Annotated in this window: 24 protein-coding genes and 1 tRNA gene; 16 read left to right on the top strand and 9 right to left on the bottom strand. The window is 67.4% G+C overall.

What is annotated here, in order from left to right; translation table 11 throughout:
- Positions 1-16: 16 nt before the first annotated feature.
- Positions 17-1,219 (bottom strand): GGDEF domain-containing protein, encoded by a 1,203-nt coding sequence (locus GOC52_RS19735; protein WP_191850266.1) that lies wholly within the window; start codon positions 1,217-1,219, stop codon positions 17-19.
- A gap of 154 nt (positions 1,220-1,373) precedes the next feature.
- Here GOC52_RS19735 and GOC52_RS19740 point away from each other — a divergent pair, with 154 nt between their 5' ends.
- From GOC52_RS19740 to GOC52_RS19750, 3 genes are all read left to right on the top strand, one after another.
- A complete protein-coding gene (locus GOC52_RS19740) occupies positions 1,374-1,859 on the top strand; it encodes a DUF1203 domain-containing protein (RefSeq protein ID WP_049412357.1) in 486 nt (161 codons plus the stop codon).
- A gap of 233 nt (positions 1,860-2,092) precedes the next feature.
- Entirely contained in the window at positions 2,093-3,265 is a 1,173-nt protein-coding gene (locus tag GOC52_RS19745) for a lytic polysaccharide monooxygenase (protein ID WP_191850268.1), read from the top strand.
- 181 nt (positions 3,266-3,446) lie between these two features.
- A complete protein-coding gene (locus tag GOC52_RS19750) occupies positions 3,447-4,607 on the top strand; it encodes a lytic polysaccharide monooxygenase (protein WP_191850270.1) in 1,161 nt (386 codons plus the stop codon).
- A gap of 74 nt (positions 4,608-4,681) precedes the next feature.
- Here GOC52_RS19750 and GOC52_RS19755 read toward each other — a convergent pair whose 3' ends face one another.
- The gene (locus tag GOC52_RS19755) at positions 4,682-5,431 is read right to left on the bottom strand and encodes a ferredoxin--NADP reductase (RefSeq protein ID WP_100064770.1); all 750 of its coding nucleotides are present in this window, start codon (positions 5,429-5,431) and stop codon (positions 4,682-4,684) included.
- Between the two features lie 84 nt (positions 5,432-5,515).
- Between GOC52_RS19755 and GOC52_RS19760 the strand changes: the two genes are divergently transcribed.
- From GOC52_RS19760 to GOC52_RS19780, 5 genes are all read left to right on the top strand, one after another.
- Positions 5,516-6,484: an ABC transporter ATP-binding protein gene (locus tag GOC52_RS19760; protein ID WP_043399492.1), complete on the top strand. Its 969-nt coding sequence runs from the start codon at positions 5,516-5,518 to the stop codon at positions 6,482-6,484.
- Entirely contained in the window at positions 6,481-7,272 is a 792-nt protein-coding gene (locus tag GOC52_RS19765; protein ID WP_010482250.1) for an ABC transporter permease, read from the top strand. Before GOC52_RS19760 ends, GOC52_RS19765 begins: the two co-directional genes overlap by 4 nt.
- 319 nt (positions 7,273-7,591) lie before the next feature.
- A complete protein-coding gene (locus GOC52_RS19770) occupies positions 7,592-8,359 on the top strand; it encodes a hypothetical protein (RefSeq protein ID WP_191850272.1) in 768 nt (255 codons plus the stop codon).
- A gap of 187 nt (positions 8,360-8,546) precedes the next feature.
- Entirely contained in the window at positions 8,547-9,485 is a 939-nt protein-coding gene (panE, locus tag GOC52_RS19775) for a 2-dehydropantoate 2-reductase (RefSeq protein ID WP_191850274.1), read from the top strand.
- Positions 9,482-10,408 carry an NAD-dependent epimerase/dehydratase family protein gene (locus GOC52_RS19780; protein WP_191850276.1) on the top strand — a complete coding sequence of 309 codons (927 nt, stop codon included), beginning with the start codon at positions 9,482-9,484 and terminating at the stop codon, positions 10,406-10,408. The genes panE and GOC52_RS19780 overlap by 4 nt, the downstream gene beginning before the upstream one ends.
- A gap of 78 nt (positions 10,409-10,486) precedes the next feature.
- Here GOC52_RS19780 and GOC52_RS19785 read toward each other — a convergent pair whose 3' ends face one another.
- Complete coding sequence (locus tag GOC52_RS19785; protein ID WP_032129204.1) at positions 10,487-11,284, bottom strand: TatD family hydrolase; 798 nt, start codon at positions 11,282-11,284, stop codon at positions 10,487-10,489.
- A 67-nt stretch (positions 11,285-11,351) separates the two neighbouring features.
- On the opposite strand from GOC52_RS19785, the gene hrpB reads away from it, so the two are divergent.
- Both hrpB and GOC52_RS19795 read left to right on the top strand, forming a co-directional pair.
- The gene (hrpB, locus tag GOC52_RS19790; protein WP_191850278.1) at positions 11,352-13,856 is read left to right on the top strand and encodes an ATP-dependent helicase HrpB; all 2,505 of its coding nucleotides are present in this window, start codon (positions 11,352-11,354) and stop codon (positions 13,854-13,856) included.
- Positions 13,857-14,019: 163 nt separating this feature from the next.
- Positions 14,020-14,394 (top strand): hypothetical protein, encoded by a 375-nt coding sequence (locus GOC52_RS19795; protein WP_019336760.1) that lies wholly within the window; start codon positions 14,020-14,022, stop codon positions 14,392-14,394.
- Positions 14,395-14,454: 60 nt separating this feature from the next.
- On the opposite strand, the gene GOC52_RS19800 is transcribed toward GOC52_RS19795, so the two are convergent.
- The 3 genes from GOC52_RS19800 to GOC52_RS19810 form a co-directional block, all read right to left on the bottom strand.
- Positions 14,455-14,994, bottom strand: coding sequence for a pseudouridine synthase (locus GOC52_RS19800; RefSeq protein WP_026347220.1), 540 nt, complete (start codon positions 14,992-14,994; stop codon positions 14,455-14,457).
- Between the two features lie 88 nt (positions 14,995-15,082).
- Entirely contained in the window at positions 15,083-15,334 is a 252-nt protein-coding gene (locus GOC52_RS19805) for a hypothetical protein (protein ID WP_224329425.1), read from the bottom strand.
- Between the two features lie 112 nt (positions 15,335-15,446).
- Positions 15,447-16,304, bottom strand: coding sequence for a class I SAM-dependent methyltransferase (locus GOC52_RS19810; protein WP_191850280.1), 858 nt, complete (start codon positions 16,302-16,304; stop codon positions 15,447-15,449).
- 170 nt (positions 16,305-16,474) lie between these two features.
- On the opposite strand from GOC52_RS19810, the gene GOC52_RS19815 reads away from it, so the two are divergent.
- The 4 genes from GOC52_RS19815 to GOC52_RS19830 all read left to right on the top strand — a co-directional run bounded on the left by GOC52_RS19815 (position 16,475) and on the right by GOC52_RS19830 (position 20,909).
- A complete protein-coding gene (locus tag GOC52_RS19815) occupies positions 16,475-17,431 on the top strand; it encodes an aldo/keto reductase (RefSeq protein ID WP_057504411.1) in 957 nt (318 codons plus the stop codon).
- Between the two features lie 644 nt (positions 17,432-18,075).
- A tRNA-Thr gene (locus GOC52_RS19820) sits at positions 18,076-18,149 on the top strand.
- Positions 18,150-18,506: 357 nt separating this feature from the next.
- Entirely contained in the window at positions 18,507-19,631 is a 1,125-nt protein-coding gene (locus GOC52_RS19825) for a slipin family protein (protein ID WP_057504412.1), read from the top strand.
- A gap of 57 nt (positions 19,632-19,688) precedes the next feature.
- Positions 19,689-20,909, top strand: coding sequence for an RtcB family protein (locus GOC52_RS19830; RefSeq protein WP_125438223.1), 1,221 nt, complete (start codon positions 19,689-19,691; stop codon positions 20,907-20,909).
- Positions 20,910-20,950: 41 nt separating this feature from the next.
- On the opposite strand, the gene GOC52_RS19835 is transcribed toward GOC52_RS19830, so the two are convergent.
- Entirely contained in the window at positions 20,951-21,856 is a 906-nt protein-coding gene (locus tag GOC52_RS19835; protein ID WP_191850282.1) for an NAD(P)/FAD-dependent oxidoreductase, read from the bottom strand.
- Entirely contained in the window at positions 21,846-22,301 is a 456-nt protein-coding gene (locus tag GOC52_RS19840; RefSeq protein WP_100447051.1) for an Rrf2 family transcriptional regulator, read from the bottom strand. Before GOC52_RS19840 ends, GOC52_RS19835 begins: the two co-directional genes overlap by 11 nt.
- A 183-nt stretch (positions 22,302-22,484) precedes the next feature.
- Between GOC52_RS19840 and GOC52_RS19845 the strand changes: the two genes are divergently transcribed.
- Entirely contained in the window at positions 22,485-24,605 is a 2,121-nt protein-coding gene (locus tag GOC52_RS19845; RefSeq protein ID WP_191850284.1) for a methyl-accepting chemotaxis protein, read from the top strand.
- Between the two features lie 102 nt (positions 24,606-24,707).
- On the opposite strand, the gene GOC52_RS19850 is transcribed toward GOC52_RS19845, so the two are convergent.
- Entirely contained in the window at positions 24,708-25,610 is a 903-nt protein-coding gene (locus GOC52_RS19850) for a LysR family transcriptional regulator (RefSeq protein WP_049454144.1), read from the bottom strand.
- A gap of 105 nt (positions 25,611-25,715) precedes the next feature.
- Between GOC52_RS19850 and GOC52_RS19855 the strand changes: the two genes are divergently transcribed.
- Positions 25,716-26,930: an MFS transporter gene (locus GOC52_RS19855; protein ID WP_191850286.1), complete on the top strand. Its 1,215-nt coding sequence runs from the start codon at positions 25,716-25,718 to the stop codon at positions 26,928-26,930.
- Positions 26,931-26,991: the final 61 nt, after the last annotated feature.

Here is a 26,991-nt window from a genome sequence, read left to right on the forward strand (position 1 = left end):
GAAGATGTGACCCAACTTACACGGGCACGGCGTCGTCGGCGATGGGCAGACGCGAAATCTCCGCCGGCGTGGCGCAGGCCAGGCGATCGCGGCCCGCGGCCTTGGCCCGGTACAGCGCCGCGTCTGCCGCTGCCAGCAGCGTGGACAGGTCGCCGTGGCCGTCGTCCATGGCCAGGCCGATGCTGGCGGTGACCGTCACCGGCCCGGTGGTCAGCCGCGCCGGCGTCTGCTGCAGAGCGGTACGGATCGCCGCAGCCCACGCCATCGCTTCGTCCTGCGTGCCGCCGGCCAGCACCAGCACGAACTCCTCGCCACCGTAGCGGCCCAGCAGCGTGTCCTGGCCCTGCAAACCGTGCTGCAGCAGCGCAGCGAAGTGGCGCAGTACCTGGTCTCCGGCCAGATGGCCCCAGCGGTCGTTGATCTGCTTGAAGTGATCGACGTCGACCAGCAACAGGGCCAGTGGCCGGCCCTGCCGACGCAGCCGCTGCAACTGTGCCTGGCCATCGGCCAGCACCGCGCTGCGGTTGAGCAGCCCGGTCAGCCCATCGGTGCGCGCCGCACGCCGCAGATCGACCAGCATGCGTTCGACCAGCAGCAGCACCATCGCAAAGCACCGCGCCAGTTCCAGCATCACGCCGGCAAGGTAGGTGACGAACATCGGTGTACCGGTGCGCATGATGTCCTCGCCGGCATCGGGTGCCACCGGCAGGAACAGGCGCACCGCGTACAGGGCCGCCTCGGCCAGGAACACCGCCGCCGCCAGGCGGCAGCTGGTGCGCTGCTGCACGGGGGCATGCCGCAGCAGCAACCACGCGATCCAGCCATCGACCAGCAGCGTGAACACACTGAACACCTGCAGGCGCACGCCCAGGTCCGGCCACAGCACCAGGAAGGCGAAGATGCAGGCCATGAAGGCGGCCGCCATCAACAATGGACGCCACAGCGGCAGCGGCTGTTCCAGATGCAGCGCCACGCCGCGCAGCATCAGCACCGCGCAGCCGGCCATCGCCGCGTTCCCGGCCAGTATGGCCGGCGCCAACAGCAGGTAGGGTCGCAGCGCCAGCAGGGTCACACCCAGGGTCAGCAGCCACAGGCTGGCGGTCCACAGGCGCAGCACCGGTTGCCCGCGCAGCACCACCAGCAACAATGAGAACCCCACGGCAATGCCGATGCAGAGCAGGAAGCCAAGCACGGTAATGGTCGGGAAATCCAGGGACATGCGGCGCTCATCGGCCGGGGCGGCGCGCGCATCTTAGCGCCTTGTGGTGCGATCCCCCCGGCGCTTCCCGCCCCGATGGCGATGCGGGGTCTGAAAACGGCGAGCACGGCGGCCGGCGTATGCGCAGAATCCGCGGAAAACCAAGGAGACGCTCATGCAAGCGTGGTACCTCGGTGGCATCGACCACCGCCCGTTCCTGCACCTGTTCGAGAAGAGCGACACCGCGCTGGCTGCGCTGGGCATCCAGCGTCGCTGGGCCGGCGAAACAGGAGGACACCCCTGCCGGATCAGCCTGAGCGATCCGCCCGGTGGCAGCGAGCTGCTGCTGTTGTCCCATGTGCACCTGCCCCTGCACTCGCCCTATCACGCCTCGGGCCCGATCTTCGTGCAGCGTGGCGTCACCCGCTGCGTGCTGCCGCCAGGTGAAGTACCGCCGTACGTACAGCGCCGGATGATCTCGTTGCGCGCCTATGACCAGGCTGCATGGATGCTGGCCGCAGAGATCAGCGCGGGCACGGACGTCTCCGCTCGGCTGGACGCGCTGTTTGCCGATCCTGCCGTGGCCTTCGTGCAGCTGCACAACGCGGCGCACGGCTGCTTCTCATGCCAGGCGGATCGCGTGGGCATGGCGCCGACGTAGCAGGATCTCCACGACGTGATCGTTGCCACGCCGAAGACGTGATCGTCAGCGCATCCGTTCAGTCCCGCGTGAAGCCTGCGGGAAGGGCTTCACACCCACAGTCACGGATCGGCATTTCCATGGTTCCGCACCCTGCGCTGCGACTCGATACTCGCCGTGGTGCCGCCGAAAGTCCGCCGTGCAGCGCAGCTCCTGCGGCCACCGCTCTCTTTCGACGACCACAAGGAAGCGCCATGTCATTCCGATCCACACCGCTGTTGCTGGCCACTTCACTGGCCGCCGCTGGACTGCTGCTGGCCGGCGATACATTTGCCCATGGCACCATGACCACGCCGATCAGCCGCGTCTATGCCTGCTTCCAGGGCAATCCCGAGAACCCGACCAACCCGGCCTGTGCCGCGGCCAAGGCCATCGGCGGCTCACAGGCGTTCTACGACTGGAACGGCATCAACCAGGCCAACGCCAACGGCAACCACCAGGCCGTGGTGCCCGACGGCAAGCTGTGCAGCGGCAACAACCCGACCTTCCGTGGCCTGGATGTAAACCGCAGCGACTGGCAGACCACGCCCATCCACGCCGATGCCAATGGCAAGTTCACCTTCGTGTTCAAGGCGACCGCGCCACATGCCACGCGTGACTGGCGCTTCTTCGTCACCCGCGAAGGCTGGCAGCCGGGCAGCCCGCTGGGCTGGGCCGATCTGCAGGAGTTCTGCACCCTGGGCAATACGCCGCTCTCCGCCGATGGCACCTACAAGCTGCAGTGCACGCTGCCGCAGCGCACCGGCCAGCATGTGATCTACAACACCTGGCAGCGCTCGGATTCGACCGAAGCGTTCTACACCTGCATGGACGTGCGCTTTGAAGGCGGCGGCGGAGGTACGACGCCGGCACCGCAATGGCAGGATGCTGGCCCGGTGACCGCACGCGGTGAGTTGCCGGTGGGTACCACACTGGCACTGCGTGTGTTCAACGCCAGCGGCAACGATGTCGAACGTGTGGAAACGACCTTGGCCAGCGGCCAGACGTCTGCCTCGCAGTGGCCCTTGGCGCTGGCGCGCAAGGTCAATGGCAGTGCACAACATGCGCGCGTGGGCGTGCTTGCCAATGGCGTGATCACGCCGTCGGCGTCGGCCACCGACAATCGCGTGTACCTGAAGGACGGCAACCGCTTCCAGCTCGATACCAGGGTGCCGGACCCGGGTACGCCATCGCCGGGCGGTGATTTCGACCACGTGTACCCGGCGGGCATCGGCAGCTATGTACCGGGCCAGACGGTGGTGAAGAGTAGCGACGGCAAGCTGTATGCCTGCCGTCCGTTCCCGGAGGGCGCGTGGTGCAACGTCAACGCCGAGGCGTACCGGCCGGGTGTGGGTGCCGCCTGGCGCGATGCCTGGATCGCGTACTGAGACCGGGTACAGGGAACGGTGGCAGAGCGCCGTTCCCTGCAAAGCGTGAGACGCGCCAGCGCGTGAGTGTGAAGCCGTTCCCATACGGAACCACGCGATGCTTCTTTCAAAGTAATCCGATGGATGCGGGCGGGCGGGATGCCGAGACTTCGCGGGGTTTCACCACCCACAGGAGATCTCCATGCATCTGTCACATCGGACTGTCATCGCGCTGTCTGTGATCGCAGGCATTGCCACCTCTGGCAGCGCTTTCGCCCACGGCACCATGTCCAAACCCTCCAGCCGCGTCTATTCCTGTTACCAGGGCAATCCCGAAAATCCGACCAACCCGGCCTGTGCCGCCGCCAAGGCCATCGGTGGCGCCCAGCCGTTCTACGACTGGGCCGGTGTCAATCAGGCCAACGCCAATGGCAACCATCAAGCGGTGGTTCCAGATGGCGAGTTGTGCAGCGGCGGCAACAGCAAGTACCGCGGCCTCGATCTGAACCGCAGTGACTGGCCGACCTCACCGATCCATGCCGATTCGCGCGGGCGTTACACCTTCGAGTTCAAGGCCCCGGCCCCGCATGCCACCCGCGAGTGGAAGTTCTACGTCACCCGCGACGGCTGGCAGCCGGACAGCCCATTGCGCTGGGCCGACCTGCAGGAATTCTGCACGGTGGGCAACGTGCCGGTCTCCGGCGACGTCTACAAGCTGGATTGCCCGCTACCCAAGCGCAGCGGCCAGCACATCATCTACAACACCTGGCAGCGCTCGGATTCCGGTGAAGCGTTCTATACCTGCGCGGACGTGCGCTTCGAAGGCGGTGGTGGCGTCGAACCGCCGCCGCAGTGGCAGGATGCCGGCCCGGTCACCGCCCGCGGTGCGCTGGACGTGGGCACCACCGTGACCCTGCGCGTGTTCAACGCCCAGGGCAACGATCTGGAGCGCCCGGAGATCACCCTGGCCGCAGGTCAGACCGCTGCGAACCAGTGGCCGCTGGCGCTGGCCCGCAAGGTCAACGCCAGTGCACAGCAGGCGCGCGTAGGCGTGATGAAGAACGGCGTGATCACACCGGTCGCCTCGGCCACCGAGAACCGCGTCTACCTGAAGCCGGGCAACCTGTTCCAGATCGATACCCGTGTGCCGGGCCCGATCGATCCGCCGCCGGGCGACGACTACGACTTCGTGTATCCGGCCGGTATCGGCAGCTATGAACCCGGCGAAACCGTGGTGAAGGGCACCGACGGCAAGCTGTACGCCTGCCGTCCCTTCCCGGAAGGCGCGTGGTGCAACGTCAATGCAGAGGCGTACCGTCCTGGCACCGGCGCTGCCTGGCGGGATGCCTGGATCGCGTACTGAGGCAGGTTCCGGGGGCGGCCTGTGGCCGCCTCCGGTTCATCGGGTTGCCGGCCGGCGGCCGGCACTACCCGGGTTTATTTGCTGCTGACGTACTTCTCGCGGCGGATCTGCGGGTTGCCCAGGCCAGCCGCCTTGAGCAGCTCGGCGCAGGCATCGACCATGTCCGGGTTGCCGCACAGGTAGGCGATGTCGGTGGCCGGGTCCGGCGTGAAGGCGGCCAACGCCTGCTGCACGTAGCCATGCTGCACGTCCTGGTGAGCATCGGCCGGCAGTTCCCGCGACAGGCACGGAACATAACGGAAGTTCGGGTGCTTTTCGGCGAAGCTGTAGAAGTCTTCGCTGTACAGCAGCTCACCCGGGCTGCGCGCGCCCTGCAGCAGCACGATCTGCACGCCCCGTTCGGCCATCGCCGTTTCCAGCAGCGGCAGCATCGAGCGATACGGGGTAACGCCGGTACCGGTCGCGATCAGCAGGTAGCGGGCGTTGTGGTCGCCGGGGTTCAGGCAGAACCGGCCATAGGGACCGGACGCACTGATCTGGCCGCCCTGCTCCAGCGCCTCGAACAGGGCCGTGGCGGCGCCACCGGGCACGAAACTGACCGCGATATCCACCGCCTCGCCCGGGCCCAGCGCGTGGTCGTGGATGGTCGCCAGCGAGTAGCTGCGCTTGGTTTCGGTGCCGTCGGCGTAGCTGAAATGGACCTGGATGAACTGGCCGGGCTGGAAATCCAGCGGCTGTCCATCGTCACGCACGAACTGGTAGTGGCCGACGGTCGGGGCCAGCATGCGGCAGCCGACCAGCTTGAGGGGGAATTGAACAGGCACGACTTTTCGGGACAGTGTGTAGCCGGGGCAAGCCCTCGGGGTCTTCTATAATAGCCCCTCCCCGCCCCTCTCCAGCGCCAGCCCATGGGCGCGAAGGCTTCGAGCTTGGCATCCCAGAACGATATGGCGCCCGCCCTGCGCGTGCGCGACCTGCGCAAGACCTACGACAATGGCACCCAGGCCCTGAAGGGGGTTTCCCTGGAAGTGGCCCCGGGCGATTTCTTCGCCCTGCTCGGCCCCAACGGCGCCGGCAAGTCGACCCTGATCGGCATCATCAGCTCCCTGGTCAACCTCAGCGAGGGCCAGGTGGAAGTGTTCGGCAGCGACCTGGTGCGCAACCGCAGCGCCACCATGCGCCTGATCGGGCTGGTGCCGCAGGAAATCAACTTCAACCTGTTCGAGAAGCCCTTCGACATCCTGGTGAACTACGCCGGCTTCTATGGCGTGCCGCGCGAGGAAGCGGAACAGCGCGCCGAAGAGGAACTCAAGCGCGCGCACCTGTGGGAAAAGGCCCAGGTGATGAGCCGCACGCTGTCCGGCGGCATGAAGCGCCGGCTGATGATCGCCCGCGCGATGATGACCCGCCCGCGCCTGCTGATCCTGGACGAACCGACCGCCGGCGTGGACATCGAGATCCGCCGCGACATGTGGCGCGTGCTGAAGGAGATCAATGCCGCCGGCACCACGATCATCCTCACCACGCACTACCTGGAAGAGGCCGAGTACCTGTGCCGGCACCTGGCGATCATCAACCACGGCCAGATCGTCGAGCAGGGCCCGATGCGCGCCCTGCTGGCCAAGCTGGACGTGGAAGGCTTCCTGCTGGACATCGACGGTGAGCTGCCGGCGCAGCTGCCGGTGATCGAAGGCGCGACGCTGACCGCGCCGGACCCGCACACGCTGGACATCGACATGCCACGCGCAATGGACCTCAACCGCGTGTTCGCCACGCTCAACGAGGCCGGCATCCGCGTGCGTTCGATGCGTACCAAGAGCAACCGCCTGGAGGAGCTGTTCGTGCGCCTCACCGGCAACCTGGAGAAGCCTGCATGAGCACCACCGAGCTGACCGACGGCCAGCGCAACCGCGTCGCACTGATGACCATCGTGCGCCGCGAAGTCGCCCGCATCATGCGTATCTGGGGCCAGACCCTGGTGCCGCCGGCGATCACCATGACCCTGTACTTCCTGATCTTCGGCAACCTGATCGGGTCGCGCGTGGGTGACATGGGTGGCTACACCTACATGCAGTTCATCGTGCCGGGCCTGGTGATGATGAGCGTGATCCAGAACAGCTACGGCAACATCAGCTCCTCGTTCTTCGGCGCCAAGTTCGGTCGCCACGTGGAAGAACTGCTGGTCAGCCCGATGCCGAACTGGGTGATCCTGTGGGGCTACGTGGCCGGCGCCGTGCTGCGCGGCCTGATGGTGGGCGTGATCGTGCTGATCATCGCGATGTTCTTCACCCCGGTGCGCATCCCGCACCCGCTGGTGATGCTGACCACGGTGATCCTGGGCGCGACGATCTTCTCGCTGGCCGGTTTCATCAATGCGGTGTATGCGAAGAAGTTCGACGACGTGGCGATCGTGCCGACCTTCATCCTGACCCCGCTGACCTACCTGGGTGGCGTGTTCTATTCGGTGAAGCTGCTGCCGGGCTGGGCCGAAGCGGCCACGCATGCGAACCCGATCTTCTACATGGTCAATGCGTTCCGCTATGGCCTGCTGGGCAGCAGCGATGTGCCGCTGCCGGTGGCTTACGGCCTGATGATCGGTTTCGTGGTGGTGCTGACGGCGCTGGCGCTGTGGCTGCTGCGTCGCGGCGTGGGCATGCGCAGCTGAGTTTTGCGTGCAGGGCCTGCGGCCCTGCACCCGCCGAATCAACGTCAACTTCTACGGCAACATCAAAAGCTGGCATTCCGTGGGTTGGCGGGGTGGGTCCGGTTGCGGGGGACGCCGTAAACCCATCCCTGGGGGCTTGGCCGCGGCATCCATGCCGCGGACACCCCCGCAATCGGACCCACCCCGCCTTGGACGGATTGCCGCTGCTGTGGGTAGGTGTCGACCTTGGTCGACACGATGGATCCACGCCATGCGTGGATGAAGCGTTCCAAGCCGATGCTCGGCGCTTTTCGTCTGGGATTGCGGCTAGGCTGTGGCGATGAAGATCACTTCCATTCCGTTGGACAAGGCCGTGTCGGACGGCCCCATCGATGCCTTCAGCCATGTGGTGCTGGGCGATTCGCCCACCCTGGATGAGGTACTGGATTGCCTGGCGTCGCTGCACGTGGCCAATCCCCGCCATCGCTATCTGTGCACGCTCGACGATGTCGGTCAGTGCCGTTACACCAGCATGCACGCGTCCGACGACGCGCGCATCGCACTGTACGAGGACGAAGACCCGGCGACCCCCGAAGATGCGTTGGCGGCACGCGAGCGGTTGCTGGCGCATGTCATCGCGCAGCTGGAGCACTCCTTCCATCGGCTGGAATGGACCACCCTGCCGGGTACCTTGCTGTGCAATGACGCAGACATCGAGACGCTGGTCACGGCCAATGCCGCACCCGACCTCATCGTCGACGAAGCGGTCTGCGTACAGCAGGTGCCGGTGGACCGCGATGACCTGCTGATCGCCGTCCTGCCCAACGGCTACTTCAGCGCGGACTGGGACATCTTCCAGAACCACGCCCTGATACGGCACCTGCAGGAGCGGTACGACTACCGCCTGTTCGGACTCGGCGCATCGTGGCTTGGCTTCCAGCGTAACCGCGCGCCACCGCCAGCAGAGGCAAACGCGTTGGTCGCTGACCTGCAGCGTGTCTACGCTGCCGGAACGCACGACATCTGGTCACAACTGGCTGCAACGCTGGCCACCCGAACCACGCTTCTATTGGGATACACCGAGGACTTCAGCGAACAGCTGCCCTGAGCACCGCTCTACACGAGCGAGCGCAGCGAACGACCCGCTTCCGCTCTTGATCTGCTTCCCGTGGTGGCCGCGCCCGGCCAACCCCGATGAACAGTGCTTTCCGCGAACCACCACGGGGGCACCGCCGTTGGCCACATTCTCCGGCACAATCGGACCCATGATTCCCCCAGAACACGGTGAACCTGCAATGCGCATCCTGATCCTTGGCGCCGGCGGTACCGGCGGTTACTTCGGTGGTCGCCTGGCCCAGGCCGGCGTGGACGTGACCTTCCTCGTACGCCCCGCGCGCGCCGCACAGCTGGACCGCGATGGCCTGGTCATCCGCAGCCCGATCGGCGATGCCCGCTTCCCGGTGCAGCACGTGACCGCCGATGCGCTGCCCACATTGGCCGCGCAGAAGCCTTTCGATCTGGTCATTCTCAGCTGCAAGGCCTACGACCTGGACAGCTCGATCGACGCCATTGCTCCAGCCGTGGGCGCGAACACCACCGTGCTGCCCATCCTCAATGGCCTGCATCACTACAATGCGCTGGACCTGCGCTTCGGCCGCGAGGCGGTGCTGGGCGGCCTGTGCTTCATCAGCGCCACCAAGGCGCCCGATGGCGCGGTGCTGCATCTGGGCAAGCCGGCCAAGCTCACCTTCGGCGAGCGCGACGGCGGAGCGATCTCCGCACGCGTGCGCGCCTTCGCTGCCGCCTGCGCACAGGCCAATCTTGATCACCTGGCCAGCGAGCGCATCGGCCAGGAGCAATGGATCAAGTACACCTTCCTGACCGCGCTGGCCGCCGCCACCTGCCTGCTGCGCGCGGACATCGGCACCATCGTCGCCACCGATGATGGCCAGGCCATCGTGCGCGGCCTGTACGACGAGTGCCTGGCCGTGGCCGAAGCTGCCGGTGAGCCGATTCCCGATGCCGCGCAGGACACCGCGCGCGGCACCCTCACCCAGGCCGGCTCTGCATTGAAGGCATCGATGCTGCGGGACCTGGAGGCTGGCCAGCAGGTCGAGGCCGAACAGATCGTCGGCGACATGCTGGCGCGTGCGCGCAAGGCCGACCAGGAAGGCCTGTTGCTGCAGGTCGCCTACAGCAGCCTGCAGGCCTACCAGGCCCAGCGTGGCGCGTGAGCCTCGCACTGCAGGCGGGCGCGCTGCCGGCGCGGGTGCTGATCCTCGGCCTGGGCTGGAGTGGCCGCGTGTTGGCCGCGCAGCTGCGGGCGCGCGGCGTGCAGGTTGCGGGAACAGTACGCGATCCGGCAGCGCCCCCCGGCGATGGCCTGCGTCGGCACCGGTTGCAGGCTGACGCCTCGCCTTCGCCGGCCCTGCTCGAGGAGATCGCACACGCCGAGGCCGTGCTGTGCAGCGTGCCGCCCGATGCCGAGGGCGATCCTGCCTTGCGCCTGCTGCTGCCCGCGCTGTTGGCCAGCCCGGCACTGCGCTGGGTCGGTTATCTGTCGTCCACCTCGGTGTATGCCGACCGCGCTGGCGGTTGGATCGACGAAACCAGCGACGCAGATGCCACCGGGGCCGTCGGTGTGCAGCGCCTGCTCGCGGAAGCCCAGTGGCGTGCACTGGCCGGACAACGCGGCATCGCCTCGGCGGTGTTCCGCCTGCCTGGCCTGTACGGGCCGGGGCGCAATGTGCTGCTGCAGCTGGCGCAGGCACGCGCCCGCCACGTAGTGCGCCCTGGGCTGGTGTTCAACCGGCTGCACGTGGATGACCTGGCAACGGTCGTTATCGCGTCGATGCAGCGGCCGTGCGTGGAGGGGCTATACCTGCCGGCCGACGACGAACCGGCACCACCACAGGATGTGCTGGCCTTCGCCGCGCAGCTGGGCGGGCTTGCGATGCCGCCGGCCGTGGCCTGGGACGATCCAGCGCTGAGCCCGACGCTGCAGCGCTTCTACCAGAGCAACAAGCGCATCGACAGTCGTGGCACGCGTGTGGCGCTGGGGTGGGCACCGCGGTTTCCGACGTATCGGGAAGGACTGCAGGCGCTGGCCGCTTCGCTCGCCGGGCATGGCCCGGCGCTACCGGACAGCGCTTTGTAGAGCCGAGCCCATGCTCGGCTGCTCTTTGCGTCTTTCGCGCTGCGCGCGATAAGCCGAGCATGGGCTCGGCTCTACGGATCAACCCGCGTCGGGCAGCCGGAAGAAAGTGCGCGTGGCCGCCGTGGCATTGGCCGCCGTCACCGCAACGTCCTCGCCACGGTCGCGCGCCAGCTCTTCCACGATGTGCGAGAGGAACATTGGCTCGTTGCGGCGATCCTTCGGCATCGGCTTCAGCGTGCGCGGCAGCAGGTACGGTGCATCGGTCTCGATCATCAGGCGGTTGGCCGGGATGTTCTTCACCAGTTCGCGCAGGTGCGCACCACGGCGCTCGTCACACAGCCAGCCGGTGATGCCGATGTACCAGTCCTGGTCCAGGTAGTCGAACAGTTCGTCGCGTTCGCCGGTGAAGCAATGCACCACCGCCGGGCCGATGCGGCCTTCGAAGTTCTTCATCTGTGCCATGAAATCGGCATGAGCATCGCGCTGGTGCAGGAACAACGGCTTGCCATTGTCCGCGGCCAGCTGCAGCTGGCGCTCGAACGCGCGGTGCTGGGCCGGGCGCGGCGAGAAATCGCGGAAGTAGTCCAGCCCGCACTCCCCCACCGCCACTACTTCCGGGTGGGCATGCAGCGCGCGCATTTCGGCATCGCATTCCTCGGTGTATTCCACCGCATGGTGCGGGTGCACGCCGGCGGTGGCATACAGGAAGCCCGGATGCTGCTGCGCCAGCTGCACCGCCAACGGTGAGTGCTCGCGGCTGGCGCCGGTGATGACCATCTGCACCACGCCGGCCTGGCGCGCGCGGTCCAGCACGGCGTCACGGTCGCGGTCGAAGGAATCGTGGGTCAGGTTGGCGCCGATATCGATCAGGTGCATGGTCATCGTGGGGGAAAAGTGCCCGCGCATTGTACCTGCGCCCGCCGTGGCCCCTTATCCTTTGCACATGAACGCCCCGCTCTTCCCGATTTCCCCGCTGCTGCCGCAGATCCAGCAGCACCTGGCCGCGCAGCCACGGCTGGTGCTGGAAGCCCCGCCCGGCGCCGGCAAGACCACCCAGGTACCGCTGGCGCTGCTGGATACGCCGTGGCTGCAGGGCCGGAAGATCATCCTGCTGGAACCGCGCCGGGTGGCCGCGCGCAGCGCCGCGCTGTTCATGGCGCGGCAGCTCGGTGAAGAGGTGGGTGGCACCGTCGGCTATCGCATCCGCTTCGAGAACAAGGTCTCGGCGCGCACACGCATTGAAGTCGTCACCGAAGGCATCCTGACCCGCATGCTGCAGGACGACCCGATGCTGGAAGAGGTCGGTGTGATCCTGTTCGACGAGTTCCACGAGCGCCATCTCAGTGGCGATCTCGGCCTGGCACTGGCGCTCGACGTGCAGGCACAACTGCGTGACGACCTGCGTCTGGTGGTGATGTCGGCAACACTGGATGGCGAGCGCCTGGCACGCTTCCTCGACGCGCCGCGGCTGAGCAGCGAGGGCCGCAGCTACCCGGTCGCGATCAGCCATTTCCCGGCGCGCCGCGATGAGGCGCTGGAACTGCAGGTGCGCCGCGCGGTGCAGCAGGCCTTGGCCGAACACCCCGGTGACCTGCTGGTGTTCCTGCCCGGCCAGCGCGAAATCGCGCGCGTGCAGGCCGGGCTGCAGGAATCGCTGGACGGCAACGTCGAAGTGCTGGCCCTGCACGGTGAACTGCCGGTGGAGCAGCAGGCGCGCGTGCTGCAGGTGGCCAGCGATGGTCGCCGCCGCGTGGTGCTGGCCACCAATGTCGCCGAATCCTCGGTGACCCTGCCCGGCGTGCGCGTGGTGATCGACAGTGGCCAGGCACGCGAACCGCGCTACGACCCCAACAGCGGTTTTACCCGGCTGGACGTGGTGGCCATCGCGCAGGCGTCGGCCGACCAGCGCGCCGGCCGCGCCGGACGCGTGGCCGAGGGCGTGGCCTGGCGGTTGTGGCCGCAGTCGCAGCGGTTGGAGCCACAGCGTCGCGCCGAGATCGACCAGGTGGAACTGGCAGGACTGGCACTGGAACTGGCGGCCTGGGGCAGCAGCGACCTGCGCTTCCTCGACCCGCCGCCGGCCGGTCCGATGGGCGCGGCACGCGAACTGCTGCAACGGCTCGGCGCCCTGTCCAGCAGCGGTGCGATCACCGCACTTGGCCGGCGCGTGCTGGCGTTGGGCACGCATCCGCGGATGGCGGCGATGCTGCTGGCGGCGCCCGATGCACGTGCGCAGGCGCTGGCCGCTGATCTGGCCGCCCTGCTGGAGGCGCGCGACCCATTGCGCCAGGGCGGTGACGCGCTGGCGGCACGCTGGCGCGCACTGGCCGCGTTCCGCAATGGCCGCGCACCGGGTGACGCCAACCGCAGCGGTCTGGCCGCCATCGATGCGGCCGCCAAGCAGTGGCGACGTCGCCTGCGCTGTGATGCCGCGCCGCCCGCCAGCATCGAGGCCCACGAACTGGGTGACCTGCTCGCACATGCCTTCCCCGACCGGATCGGTTTCCAGCATCCCAGCGATCCATTGCGCTACCTGCTGGCCAATGGTCGCAGCGCGCGCCTGCACGAACTGAGCGACCTGCGTGGCGAACCGTGGCTGGTGGCCAGCGAGCTTCGCTTCGAGGCACGCGATGCGCTGCTGCTGCGTGCCGCACCGGTGGACGAAGGCCAGCTGCGCAAGGCGTGGCCGGAGCGCTTTGTCACCGAAGATGTGGTCCGCTGGGACAGCGAGCGCCGCGCCCTGGTGGCCCTGCGCGAGACCCGTTTCGACCGCATCGTGCTGGACAGCCGCTCGGCCGGCCGGGTCGATCCGCAGCACGCCGCGCAGGCGCTGACTGACGCGGTGGCCGAGCTCGGCCTGCAGGCGCTGCCATGGACCGAAGGCCTGCGCCAGTGGCAGGCACGGGTGGAATCACTGCGGCGCTGGATGCCGGAGTTGGATCTGCCCGACTGCAGCGACGCGGCCCTGCTGGCCAACCGTGCGCAGTGGCTGCAGCCCGCGTTCACCGGCAAGAGCCGTCTGGATGCGCTGGACGAGTCCAGCTTCGGCGAGGCGCTGAAGTCGCCGCTGGAGTGGTCGCAGCGGCAGCTGGTCGAGCGCCATGCGCCGACCCGCATCACCGTACCTTCAGGCTTGGAACGGCCGATCACCTACGCGTTGGACAGCGAAAGTGGCGAGCCGTTGCCGCCGGTGCTGGCGGTGAAGCTGCAGGAACTGTTCGGCCTGGCTGATACGCCGCGCATCGCCGATGGGCGCGTGCCGCTGACCCTGCACCTGCTGTCGCCCGGTGGCCGGCCGCTGCAGGTCACCCAGGACCTGCGCAACTTCTGGGAAAACACCTACGCCGAAGTGAAAAAGGAGATGAAGGGCCGCTACCCGCGCCATCCGTGGCCGGATGACCCGTGGACGGCCACGGCCACGCATCGGGCCAAGCCGCGCGGAACCTGAGGGGGCGGGGTCAGAGCCCTTTCCCAACGGAAAGGGATCCGACCCCACCCTGCCTGATCCTGAATGGCTGCGGTAGAGTCACACCACGTGTCACCCCGACTGACATACCGTTTACGGGCAACACGCGACACTGGACTTCGACCCGAGGCAAAGGACCCCCCGCATGAGCAAGCTGACCGTAATCACCGACCGCGCTCTGGAGCGCGCCCTGGAGCTGGCCCACACCGCCGGCGATGGCCTGAAGAGCGCCGGTGGCAGCCTGCGCAATGCGGACTGGATCAAGACCGGCGCCGCCATCGGCGCAGTGAAGACCGGCGGCAAGGCCGCGACCAAGTTCGTGCGCCGCAATCCGGCAGTAGCCGTGGCCGCAGCTGCGGTCGGTGTGGGCCTGCTCGGCTATGCGCTGTACCGCAAGCAGCAGAAGAAGAAGGCCGCCAATGGCCACGTGGTGAATGGGCAGGCGCAGCGCATCAATGCGCGTGACCGCCGCAACGACACCGTGGTGGATGAGCACAGCGATATCGGCAGCGACGCCTGAGATCGTCGGCCGCTGCCAGGGCCGGGGTCCTTCCGCAGGAAGGGCTCCGGCCTTTTCATTTCAACCGATCTGCCGCCACTGGCCCGGCTGCAGGTCGTCCAGCCGGTAGGGTCCCATCGACACGCGGACCAGCCGCAGCGTCGGCAGGTTCACCGCCGCGGTCATCCGCCGCACCTGGCGGTTGCGGCCCTCGCGGATCGTGATCGCCAACCAGCTGTCAGGCACGGTCTTGCGGAAACGTACCGGCGGATCGCGCGTCCACAGCGACGGCGCCGGATCGAGGCGCTCGATCTTCGCCGGCAGGGTCGGCCCGTCGTTCAGCTCAACGCCGTCGCGCAGCCGCTGCAGCTGCTCGTCGCTGGGCGTGCCTTCCACCTGCACCCAGTAGGTCTTGTCGGCCTTGTGTCTGGGGTCGGTCAGCTTGTGCGCCAGCGTACCGTTGTCGGTCAGCAGCAGCAGGCCCTCGCTGTCATGGTCCAGGCGGCCGGCGGCATACACGCGCGGCGGCAGGCCAAACCCGGCCAGGGTCGGCCGCGGCGGCACGCTGCGGTCGGTGAACTGGCAGAGCACGTTGAAGGGCTTGTTGAAGGCAATCAGCATTGCGGGCACGGCGGGCGGCAGATGGCGCATTGTCCCACGCCGCGCTGCTCGCTCGCCGGGCACCGCTTTGGCCGAGGCTGCGGCGGGATCAGCCGAAGACCTTCCACTCCAGCAGGAACGAACCCAACACCAGTGCGATGCCGCACGCCGCGATGACATTGGCCCGGCGCCGCAGGCGGACCGGTGGCGGATTCATGGCACGCGCACGTTCCTCCAGCAGCGCACCGGCGAACAGCACGGCAAACCCCACCGTCGCCACCAGGTCGTAGGCATGGCCACCGTAGAACACGAAATCAATCAGCCGCGCCAGCACCAGCACGGCCACGGCGATGTAGAACACTTTCTTCAACGGTCCACTCCATGGATGGTAGCGCCGGGCCAAGCCCGGCGGATGCACATTACGTCGATTGCCACGCCGCTGCGCTCGCCGGGCGTGGCCCGGCCCTGCCGATTTACGGCTTGATGAAGCGCAGGGTCATGCGATCGCTCTCGCCGATCGCCTGGTACTTCGCGTCGTCGGCCTTGTCGTGCTGGTTGGTCGGCGGCAGCGTCCACACGCCGTTCGGGTGGTCCTTGGTGTCGCGCGGGTTGGCATTGACCTCGCTGCGCGCATCCAGCTTGAAGCCGGCGGCTTCGGCCATCGCGATCACCTGCTGCTGGCCGACATAGCCGGTGTCATCGTCGTCGGCCACATCGGTCTTGGCGCGATGCTCGACCACGCCCAGCACCCCGCCCGGCTTGAGCACGTTGAAGAAGCCCTGGAACATGCCCTGCGCCTGGCCGGCCTTGCGCCAGTTGTGCACGTTGCGGAAGGTCAGCACCACGTCGGCTGAATTGGCCGGGCCGAACACCGGCTTGGCCGGATCGTAGACGACCACGGCAGTCTTGCCGAACTGCGCCGGTGCGCCGGCGTACTTCTTTTCCAGGCTGTCGCGGCTGCGCTGCTGGTAGTCACGGCCGCGGCCTTCGGGCACGGCCATCGGGTCGACCACGGCGGCGACGTAATGACCCCTGTCATGCAGCAGCGGCGCCAGGATCTCCGAGTACCAGCCGTTGCCGGGGGTGATCTCGATGACGGTCTTTTCCGGAGCCACCCTGAAGAACGACAGCGTCTGCGCCGGATGACGGAAGCCATCGCGCTTGACGTTGTTGGCATCGCGGGTGGGCGCCTTCACCGCCGCGTCGATGGCCGGCGAGACCTCGATCTTCGCCGGCGCGACCGTGGCCGGTGCGGCGAACGCGGGAACAGCAGCAAGCAGGGCCGAAGCAAGCAGCAGTCGGCAACCACGCAGGGACGAAGCAGGCATCATCGGGACGACTCCAGCGGAAGATGCGGCGAGACTAGCAGTCACAGCGTCCCAGGTGTTCACAAAACGTTAGCTGCGTGCGCGCCGCGGAACACTGTTTTGTGGTCGTCGCCGCAGCACGGTCACACATCGCGTTCTATTCTGGAGCACTTCCCCCCAAGGAGTCCGTGCCCATGACGGCAACCCGCGAACTGGGCCGTTCCGGCCTGCATGTACGTCCGCTCGCCTTCGGTGGCAACGTGTTCGGCTGGAGCGCCGATGAGAAGGCCAGCTTCGCCCTGCTCGATGCCTTCGTCGACGCCGGTTTCAATCTGGTCGACACCGCCGATGTGTACTCGGCCTGGGTGCCGGGCAACGCCGGCGGCGAATCGGAAACACTGATCGGCAAGTGGTTCGCGCGCAGCGGCAAGCGTGACAAGGTGGTGCTGGCGACCAAGGTGGCCAAGTGGGCCGAACGCCCCGGCCTGACCCCGGACAACATTACTGCGGCGGTCGAGGATTCGCTGCGCCGCCTGCAGACCGACGTGATCGATCTGTACCAGGCCCACGAGGATGACGAGTCGACGCCGCTGGAAGCCACGCTGGCTGCGTTCGGCCGCCTGATCGAAGCCGGCAAGGTACGTGCGATCGGTGCCTCCAACTACAGCGCCACGCGCCTGGCCGATGCGCTGAAGGTGTCCACCGACTACAAGCTGCCGCGTTACGAAACCCTGCAGCCGGAGTACAACCTGTATGACCGCGCCGGCTACGAAAAGGAACTGGAACCGCTGGTGCAGCGCGAGCAGATCGGCGTGATCGGCTACTACGCGCTGGCCAGTGGCTTCCTCAGCGGCAAGTACCGCACGCCGGCCGATGCAGCCAAGAGCCCGGCGCGTGGCGAGAACGTAGTGAAGCGCTATCTGAACCCGCGCGGCCTGCGCATCCTGCAGGCGCTGGATGACGTGGCCAGCAAGCACGGCGCCAGCGCCGCACAGATCGCGCTGGCGTGGCAGATCGCGCGGCCGTCGATCACTGCGCCGATCGTCAGCGCCACCACCGTCGAACAGCTGCACGATCTGCTGGCAGCGGCCAACCTGTCGTTGAGCGTGCAGGACGTCGCGCAGCTGGATGCCGCCAGCGCGGAAGCCTGAGTTGTAGTGCCGGCCGCTGGCCGGCATTGCACAACAGCGAAGAAAATAATTGAACAAAATAGTTGCGCGCGACTAAATCGTGGTTTATCGTGCGCACCTCGTTTCAACGACCACTGGAAAACTCCCTTGAACGCGCATTCCGTCGCCACCGCCAAACTACTGCCATGCCTGCGCATGGACGTGCTGGCGCGCGCGTTCGGCAAGGAAGACCAGCTGACAACGGCCTGATACCCGCCCTGCGGAGATCGGCCACCCCGATCTCCGAGGCCTGACGACGCCCTCGGAACGCAAGTCCCGGGGGCGTTTTCGTTTGCGTCGGCACAAGGACCCGCGATGCCAGAACTGCACCCCGCGCGGCAACCCGCCGCTCACTGATCCAGGTTTTTCCTGCCCCACCGGAGGAGTTTCTCCGCGTGCATGGCAACGCCTGGACATTATCTGCATCGCACCCAAACATTATCGCTCGCCGATAATGCCGGTGGCCTGCACCCTCGACTACCAACGGTCCCGTTTCAACCACGGGCTGGTGCGCGCGGCGTTGCCGTGGCGTATGCCGGAGGTCGCGGACAGGCCATCGCCTGGATCGCCTGCTGGAGGCAGGCGCCGGTTCGCCGGCACGCGGTTCGATTCCGCGCGATCCCCAACTGGATAGCTCAGCTTGGTCAGAGCAACGGATCCGTAATCCGTCTGTCGTGGGTTCGATTCCCACTCCAAACCACATGACCTGTCACGTCATGACTTGAAGCAACACCCGGGGCGCAAGCCCCAGCGGCCATCGTCGCCGTCCACGGACATCGCCTTCGGGCAGGAACGTGGAAGGCAACGGACCAAACGCCGGGCCCCGGCCCGCCGCCACTGCCAGCCACGTTCCGCACCGGTGCTGCCTGCCGGGAACGACGATGGCAGCACTGCCGGTGCACCGAGGGCTCCGCGCGCGGACCGTCCGCCGGTGGCCGCCCTCTTCCGCCGCCTGCACGTGGTGTGCAGCCGACTGTGCCACGACCTGATCGACCCGGGTCATGGCGATTCATCCGCATCGGGTCGAACCACCAGAGCCATACAAGGAGAGACTCCCATGTTCTGGACCATCAAGGTCGTGATCGGCGACGGCGAGCGCGGCCTGGTGTATCGCAACCGTCGTTTCCAGCAGATCCTGCTGCCGGGCGTGCACCGCCTGTCGCCGTTCGGCGGCCGGCCGCACGTGGACCTCCACAACGCATCGAAGGGCGCGGCCTACACCGGCAGCGACCAGGACAGCCTGATCGAAGCGCTGGACGCACAGCTGGACACGCACTTCGTACTGGCCAACGTCGGCGCCGGCGAAGTCGGCCTGTTGCTGCGCAACGGCCGCATCGACGAGGTGCTGCCGCCGGGCAGCCGCCGTCTGTACTGGCGCGGTTCGGTCGACACCCAGGTACGGGTGATGGCGCTGGGTGACGAGCCGCGCATCCCGCTGGACGTGCAGCAGCGCCTGGGCCAGCTGGGCGTGCTGCCGCGTGTCGCGGTGATCAGCACCGTGCCGAGCGAGTCGGTCGGCCTGCTGTTCATCGATGGCACGCTGCGCCAGACGCTGGACGCCGGCCTGCATGCGTTCTGGAACTTCAACGGCAACGTGTCGGTGGAGCGCGTGGAGCTGCGTGCGCGTTCGCTGGACGTGTCCGGCCAGGAACTGCTCAGCCGCGACAAGGTGACCCTGCGGGTGAACCTGGCCGCGACCGTGCAGGTGGTCGACCCGGTGCGTGCACACCGCACGCTGAGCAATGCCGATGAGTTCATCTATCGGCAGCTGCAGTTCGGCCTGCGCCAGGCGATCGCCGCACGCAGCCTGGACGAGCTGCTGGGCGACAAGGCGGCACTGGACGGCGAGATCGCTGCCCATGTGCAGGCGGCGATCGAGGGCCATGGCGTGCGGCTGCTCGGTGTGGGCATCAAGGACGTGATCCTGCCGGGCGAGATGAAGGAGATCCTCAACGGCGTGGTGCTGGCCGAGAAGCAGGCCCAGGCCAGCGTGATCCGCCGCCGCGAGGAGGCCAACGCCACGCGTTCGCAGCTCAACACCGCAAAGCTGATCGAGGACAACCCGGTGCTGATGCGCTTGAAGGAGCTGGAGGCGCTGGAGAAGGTCACCGAGAAGATCGACAAGCTCACCGTGTTCGGCGGCCTGGAGGGCGTGCTGAAGCAGCTGGTGACGATCAGGTAGGGGGTCGCGGCGGCGCAGGGACGCGCCGCCGGCCCATCAAGGACATTCAACAAGACAATGGACACGCAACAGAACTATCAATGGCTGCACGCCGAGGGCACCACGCCGATCAAGGGCTGGATCAACGGTGTGCCGCTGGAGGCACAGGCCCACGAGCAGCTGCGCAACATCGCCGCGATCCCGTTCGTCGGGCCGTGGGTGGCGGTGATGCCGGACGTGCACCTGGGCAAGGGCGCGACCGTGGGCTCGGTGATTCCGACCCGTGGCGCGATCATTCCGGCCGCGGTCGGCGTCGACATCGGCTGCGGCATGGCGGCGGTGCGTACCACGCTGCGCGCCAACGACCTGCCCGATGACCTGCGGCAACTGCGCAACAGCATCGAGCGCAGCATCCCGGTCGGCAACGGGCGCGGCGGCGAGCATCGCCGCATGCCCGACAGCATCCACACCCGGTTGGTGCAGTCCGGGCTGGCCGACGGCCTGGAGAAGATCAAGGACAAGCACCGCAGGATCCGCACCGATAAGCTGGACCGCCAGCTGGGTACGCTGGGCGGCGGCAACCACTTCATCGAACTGTGCCTGGACGAGACGGATACGGTGTGGGTGATGCTGCACAGCGGCTCGCGCGGCACCGGCAACCTGATCGGCACCTACTTCATCGAGAAGGCGCGCGAGGAGCTGGCACGGCGCGTGCTGGGCTTCCACCTGCCGGACAAGGACCTGGCGTTCTTCATGGAAGGCGAGCCGCTGTTCGATGACTACGTTGAAGCGGTGTCGTGGGCGCAGGACTACGCGCGGCAGAACCGCGAGGCGATGATGTCGCGCGTGCTGGCCGAGATGCGCCACCGCTTGCCGAAGTTCCAGCTGGCGGCGATGGCGGTGAACTGCCACCACAACTACGTGCAGAAGGAAACGCATCACGGCCAGGAGCTGCTGGTGACACGCAAGGGCGCCGTCAGCGCGCGCGAGGGCGAACTGGGCATCATTCCCGGCAGCATGGGCACGCGCAGCTACATCGTGCGCGGCAAGGGCAGCGCGGACAGCTTCCACAGCTGCAGCCACGGTGCCGGCCGGGCGATGAGCCGTGGCACGGCGCGCCAGCAGATCACGCTGGCCCAGCACCGCGAGGCCACCGCACACGTTGAGTGCCGCAAGGACAGCGGCGTGCTGGACGAGTCACCGGCGGCGTACAAGTCGATCGATGATGTCATGGCCGCCCAGCTGGACCTGGTGGACGTGGTGCACACACTGCGGCAGGTGCTGTGCGTGAAAGGGTAATGGAACGGTGCCGGCCAAGGCCGGCACCCACCGGAACACGTTCAGCGCGCCACGCTGTCCTCAGTCACCAGTGCGTGGTGCACGCCGATGCCCGCACGCACGCCCTCGGCAGCAGCCAGGGTGATGTTGCCAACTGTGGTTGCATCGCCGGCGGCGTACACGTTCGGCAGCGAGGTCTGCTTCATCGCATCGACCTCGATCAGCACGCCCAGCGGGCTTTCCACCAGGGTGCAGCCCAGCTGCTGCACCAGCGGCGTCGCCATCGTCTGCGTGGCCGGCACGAACAGCGCGCGTTGCGCGATGCGGCGGCCATCAGCCAACTCCACTTCCAGCCAGGTCGGCTGGTCGCCCTGCACGCCCACCACCGGCGCGGTCTCGATCTGCACGCCGCGCTGCTGCATGGCGGCCCGCTCCTCATCGGTGATCGGCAGGCCCTGGCTGAAGAAGGTGACATTTCCCCAATCGGCGAACAGCGGCGCCTTGCTGGCGGACATCGGGTGCCCACCAAGCAGACCGATTGCGCCACCACCCACTTCGTAGCCATGGCAGTAGGGACAATGCAGCACGGTGCTGCCCCAGCGCTCGGCCAGCCCCGGCAGTTCCGGTAGCTGGTCGGTGATACCACTGGCCAACAGCAGCTTGCGAGCAGCCAGCACCTGGCCATCAGCGGTGTGCACTTCGACGCCCGCGGCGGTGGCGGATGCCTGCACGGCCTCGGCGTGCAGCCAGCGTACGCTGGGGTAGTCCAGCAGCTGCTGTCGCGCGATCTTCAGCAGCTCGGCGCCGCTGATGCCATCCAGCCCCAGCACGCCGTGCGAATGGCCGGCGAAGCGGTTGCGCGGCAATCCGGCGTCGATGACCGTGACCGGGCGGCGGGCGCGGGCGAGGATCAGGCCGGCGGCAATGCCGGCATAGCTGCCGCCAACGATGAGCACATCAGGATTCATGGTGACCTTCCAGGGAACGGTGATGGGCGAGATGGCGGGCGAAGTCGGCGCCGAGCTGGTCCAGCGTGGTCGCCTGCAGCCGCTGTTCGAGAAGGCGCTGTGCTTCGCGCGCCCCTTCGAGCAGGGCGCTGTTGACCAGCTGCTGGATAGGGCAGCCGCCGCCGGAATCGCGGGCGCCGACCTGCACCAGCGGTGGTGCGCCCACGGCCAGATAGATGTCATGCAGGGTGATCGTTGCGGGATCGCGTGCCAGCAGGCTGCCACCGCCGTGGCCACGGGTGCTGCGCACCAAGCCGGCCTTGTGCAGCTGTGCCAGCAGGCGACGGATCACCACCGGATGGGTCGGCAGGCACGCGGCCAGCTGTTCGGAGGTGCGCGGGCCCGGCTGGCCGACCAGATGGGCCATCACGTGCAGCGCATCGGAGAGCGGGTTCGCGGATTTCATGTAACAAGAATAGTTACATTTAAATCGCCTGTCGAGGGTCTGCTTTCGTTCCATATGGACACATCTGTCCTATGAAACACTTCCTTCACATCGCTAAACGAAACGGTAATGTGATACACGTCGCACTTCAGAGGGGCCCACACGGGTCGATACCGAATCGCCCCTTCCCGAGAGTCCTTCCACATGAATGCGTCTGTCCGTGCACCGCGCCTGCAGTCCAAGCTGCTTGGTGCGGTCTCCGTTGGCTTGGCCGTGGTCCTGTTGTGCGCCCTCGCCGGCCTGGCCTCCGCCTGGTTGAAACTGTCCACCGAGGTTCCACCCGAAGTCGCGCACAGCCGCGATGCAGAACGCCTGCAACGCGAGTTCCGCGGCCAGGTGCAGGAATGGAAGAACGTATTGCTGCGCGGCCGCGACGATGCGCTGCGCCAGCGCCATCTGGATGCCTTCGACAGCGAGGGCCGACTGGTCGAGCAGCTGGCCAAGGGCCTGGTGACCAGCCCGGACGCGCGCACGCGTGATCTGGCACAGGCCTTCATCGGCCTGCATGCGCAGCTGCAGAAGGACTATCACGCCGCCCTGCAGGCATTTGCGGAGGCCGGCTACGATCCCGCTGCCGGCGACAACCTCGTGCACGGCAAGGATCGCCCGGTGGCGAGCGCACTGGATACGTTGAGCGCGCACGCCACACAGGTGGCAGAAGCGGCGGTGGCCGCGCGTTCCCAGCAGGCGCGGCAGACGTTGTTGGTGTGCGCGGCGTTGACCGTGCTGGCCGCCGTGCTGTTGCTGATGGGCCTGGCGTGGTGGCTGCGGCGCGCCGTGGTGCAGCCGGTACTGGCGGTGGAAGCCGCTGCACGTGCAGTGGCTGCCGGCGACCTGCAACACGTGGTGCAGGTGCGCAGCCGCGACGAGATCGGCCGCCTCGCGCAGGCCATGCAGGCGGTGCAGTCCACGCTGCGCGGCGTGCTGGATGCACAGGCCACGATGGCGCAGGCGCATGAGGCCGGCACCATCAGCCACCGCATGGACGCCAGCGCCTTCCCCGGCGCCTTCGGCACCATGGTGGCCGACAGCAACACGCTGGTGGATGCGCACATCCAGGTGAAGATGCGCGCGATTGCGATCATGGGCCGCTACGCCGTCGGCGACCTCAGCCAGGACATGGAACGCCTGCCCGGCGAAAAGGCCGTGATCACCAACGCGTTGGATACCGCCAAGGCCAATCTCGGCATGATCAACGGCGAGATCCGCCGCCTGGCCGAAGCCGCCGCCGCCGGCGACTTCAGCCAGCGTGGCGACAGCGCGCGCTTCGAGCATGACTTCCGCGTGATGGTCGACGGCCTGAACCGCCTGATGCAGGCCACCGAGCTGAACCTGGGCGAGGTTTCCAGCATGCTGCGCGCGATTGCCGACGGCCGCCTCGGCGCGCGCATGCACGGTGATTTCCAGGGCGTGTTCGCGCGCATCGCCGGCGACGCCAACACCACCGCCGCGCAGCTGGCGACCATCGTCACCGACATCAAGCACGCCTCCGGCAACATCCACACCGCCGCCGCGGAGATCGCCGCCGGCAACAATGATCTGTCGCGCCGCACCGAACAGCAGGCCGCCAACCTGGAAGAGACGGCAGCATCGATGGAGGAACTGACCTCCACCGTGCGCCAGAACGCCGAACACGCGCGCCAGGCCAACCAGCTCGCGATCGGCGCGCACGCGGTCGCCTCGCAGGGCGGCAGCGTGGTCGGCCAGGTGGTGGCGACGATGGGCGCGATCGAAACCTCGTCACGGCAGATCGCCGAGATCATCAGCGTGATCGATGGCATCGCCTTCCAGACCAACATCCTGGCATTGAACGCTGCGGTGGAAGCCGCGCGTGCCGGCGAGCAGGGCCGTGGCTTCGCGGTGGTCGCCAGCGAAGTGCGCACGCTGGCGCAGCGCTCGGCGGCGGCCGCGAAGGAGATCAAGTCACTGATCGAAGCCTCGGTGGAACAGGTTGGCCATGGCGCACAGCGCGTGCGCGAGGCAGGCGACACCATGGCCGAGATCGTGGCCTCGGTGCAGCGCGTGACCGACATCATGGTCGAGATTTCCGCCGCCTCGCAGGAACAGAGCGCGGGCATCGAGCAGGTCAGCCAGACCGTGATCCAGATGGACGGCACCACCCAGCAGAACGCTGCGCTGGTGGAGGAAGCCAGCGCCGCGGCACGCAGCCTGGAACAGCAGGCGAACCGGTTGATCGAGGCGGTGGATGTGTTCGATCTGTCGACCACGGCGGATGCGAAGGGCGGGTTGGCGCGCGCGGCCTGATTGGTCCGGTTGCCGGCCAGCGTCAGATGGGTAGCGCCCGACCGTTGGTCGGGCGATGGCAGGTGCAGTGCGGACCAACGGTCCGCACCCACCCGAATCCGATCAGCGCAGGTAACCGCTCTGCGCCATTGCTTCACCCAGGTAATCCAGGAACGAGCTGATCCGCGCCGATACCGCCGTGTTGCGGTAATACACCGCGTGGATCGGCTGGTACACATCCAGCGTCTGCGCCGCCAGCACCGGCACCAGGGTGCCAGCAGCGCGGTCGCTATCGGTGACGAAGTCGGACAGGCAGGTGATGCCGACACCTTCCACCGCCAGACGGCGCAGTGTCTCGCCACTGGACACGGCGATGTCCGGCCGCACCAGCAGCAGCCCATCCGACTCTCCGGGCAACGGCCAGCGGTTGAGTGACTCCGGCTCGTTGAAGCTGAGCAGTGTGTGCTGGCCCAGTGCGGCGACGCTGGCCGGTTCGCCGTGTGCAGCCAGGTAGGCCGGGCTTGCCACCAGCCGCAGCTGGCACCGCCCCAGCGGCCGCGCATGCAATGTGGAGTCGGCCAGTGGCCCGATCCGGATCGCCAGATCGGTGCGCCGCTCCAGCAGGTCGATGTAGCGGTCGGAGCTGTTCAACTCCAGCTGCACTTCCGGGTAGCGCGCACGATAGCCGCTCACCAGCGGCGCGATCACGTGCAGCACGAACGGCATCGCCGCATCCACGCGCAGGCGCCCTGCCGGGCGCTCGCGGCGTGCCGCCATCTGTTCCTCGGCCGATTCCACCGCATCGATGATCGCCCGGGCATGGCGCAGGAACGCCTCGCCCTCGGCAGTCAGGTGCAGGCGGCGGGTGGTGCGGGTCAGCAGGGTGATCCCCAGCTTGTCCTCCAGCCGCCCCAGCGCACGGCTCACGCCCGAGGGCGTCTGCCCCAGCTGCTCGGCAGCGGCACTGATCGACCCGCTGTCGATCACCGCGAGGAAGGCCTGCATTTCATCGAGAGTGGTCTTCATCCCGCCATTATTGACTGAGCGGCAATAGTGATTGGCGTGAAGACTGGTTTTTCGGCAAAGGTGCACCGCGCACACTGCGCGCCTTCCTTCCCTCCGGAGCCGGCCATGATCCGTGGCATTCCCCTCGCCCTGCTGGCGTTGACCCTCGGTGCCTTCGCCATCGGCACCACCGAGTTCGTCATCGTCGGCCTGATTCCCACCATTGCCGCCGATCTGCAGGTCAGCCTGCCCTCCGCAGGCCTGCTGGTCTCGCTGTATGCCCTCGGGGTGGCCATCGGTGCGCCGGTGCTGACCGCGCTGACCGGCCGCGTGCCGCGCAAGACCCTGCTGGTGGCGCTGATGGTGCTGTTCACGCTTGGCAACGTCATCGCCTTCCTGGCGCCGGGCTACACGTCGCTGATCGCCGCGCGCATCCTCACCGGCCTGGCCCACGGCGTGTTCTTCTCGATCGGTTCGATCATCGCCACCGCGGTGGTGCCGAAGGAGAAGGCCGCCAGTGCCATCGCCATCATGTTCACCGGCCTGACCGTGGCGCTGGTGACCGGTGTGCCGCTGGGCACTTTCATCGGCCAGCACCTGGGCTGGCGTGCCACCTTCCTGGCGGTAGCCGGCCTCGGCGTGATCGCCCTGCTCGGCGCGCTGCTGTTCGTGCCGCGCAGCGTGCCGCAGAGTGCGCCCGCCAGTTTCCGCCAGCAGCTGGCTGTGCTGGCCCAACCCCGCCTGCTGCTGGTCTATGCGATGACCGCACTTGGCTACGGCGGCACCTTCCTGGCCTTCACCTATCTGGCGCCGATCCTGCAGGACGTCACCGGTTTCTCCGCCAATGCGGTCAGCCTGGTGCTGCTTGTGTACGGCGTGTCGGTGGCGATCGGCAACCTGTGGGGCGGGCGCATGGCCGACCGCATGGGCCCGGTGCCCGCGCTGAAGCGCATCTTCGCCCTGCTGGCCGTCGTGCTGTTCGTGCTCACCTTCACCGCCTACACCACCTGGTTGATGCTGCTGACGGTGCTGGCACTGGGTGCGGTGGCCTTCGGCAACGTACCCGGCCTGCAGGTGTATGTGGTCAAGCAGGCGCAGCGCTATGCGCCGCAGGCCACTGACGTGGCCTCGGGGCTGAACATCGCCGCCTTCAACATCGGCATCGCGCTGGGCGCCTCGCTCGGCGGGCTGGTGGTGGAGAACATCGGCCTGATGCACACGCCGTGGCTGGGCGCACTGGTGGTGGTGGGCGCGTATGCATTGACCGTGCTCAGCGGCCGCCTGGACCGTCGTGATGGCATCGATGATCGCGCCGATGGCATCGCCGTGGCCGCGCATTGATTCATGCAATGCAGCGTTGCCGGCATGCATACGGCACCTGCCCTACCCTCTTTCCTTTGCG

Source organism: Stenotrophomonas sp. SXG-1 (assembly GCF_014083965.1).
Taxonomy (GTDB): domain Bacteria; phylum Pseudomonadota; class Gammaproteobacteria; order Xanthomonadales; family Xanthomonadaceae; genus Stenotrophomonas; species Stenotrophomonas geniculata.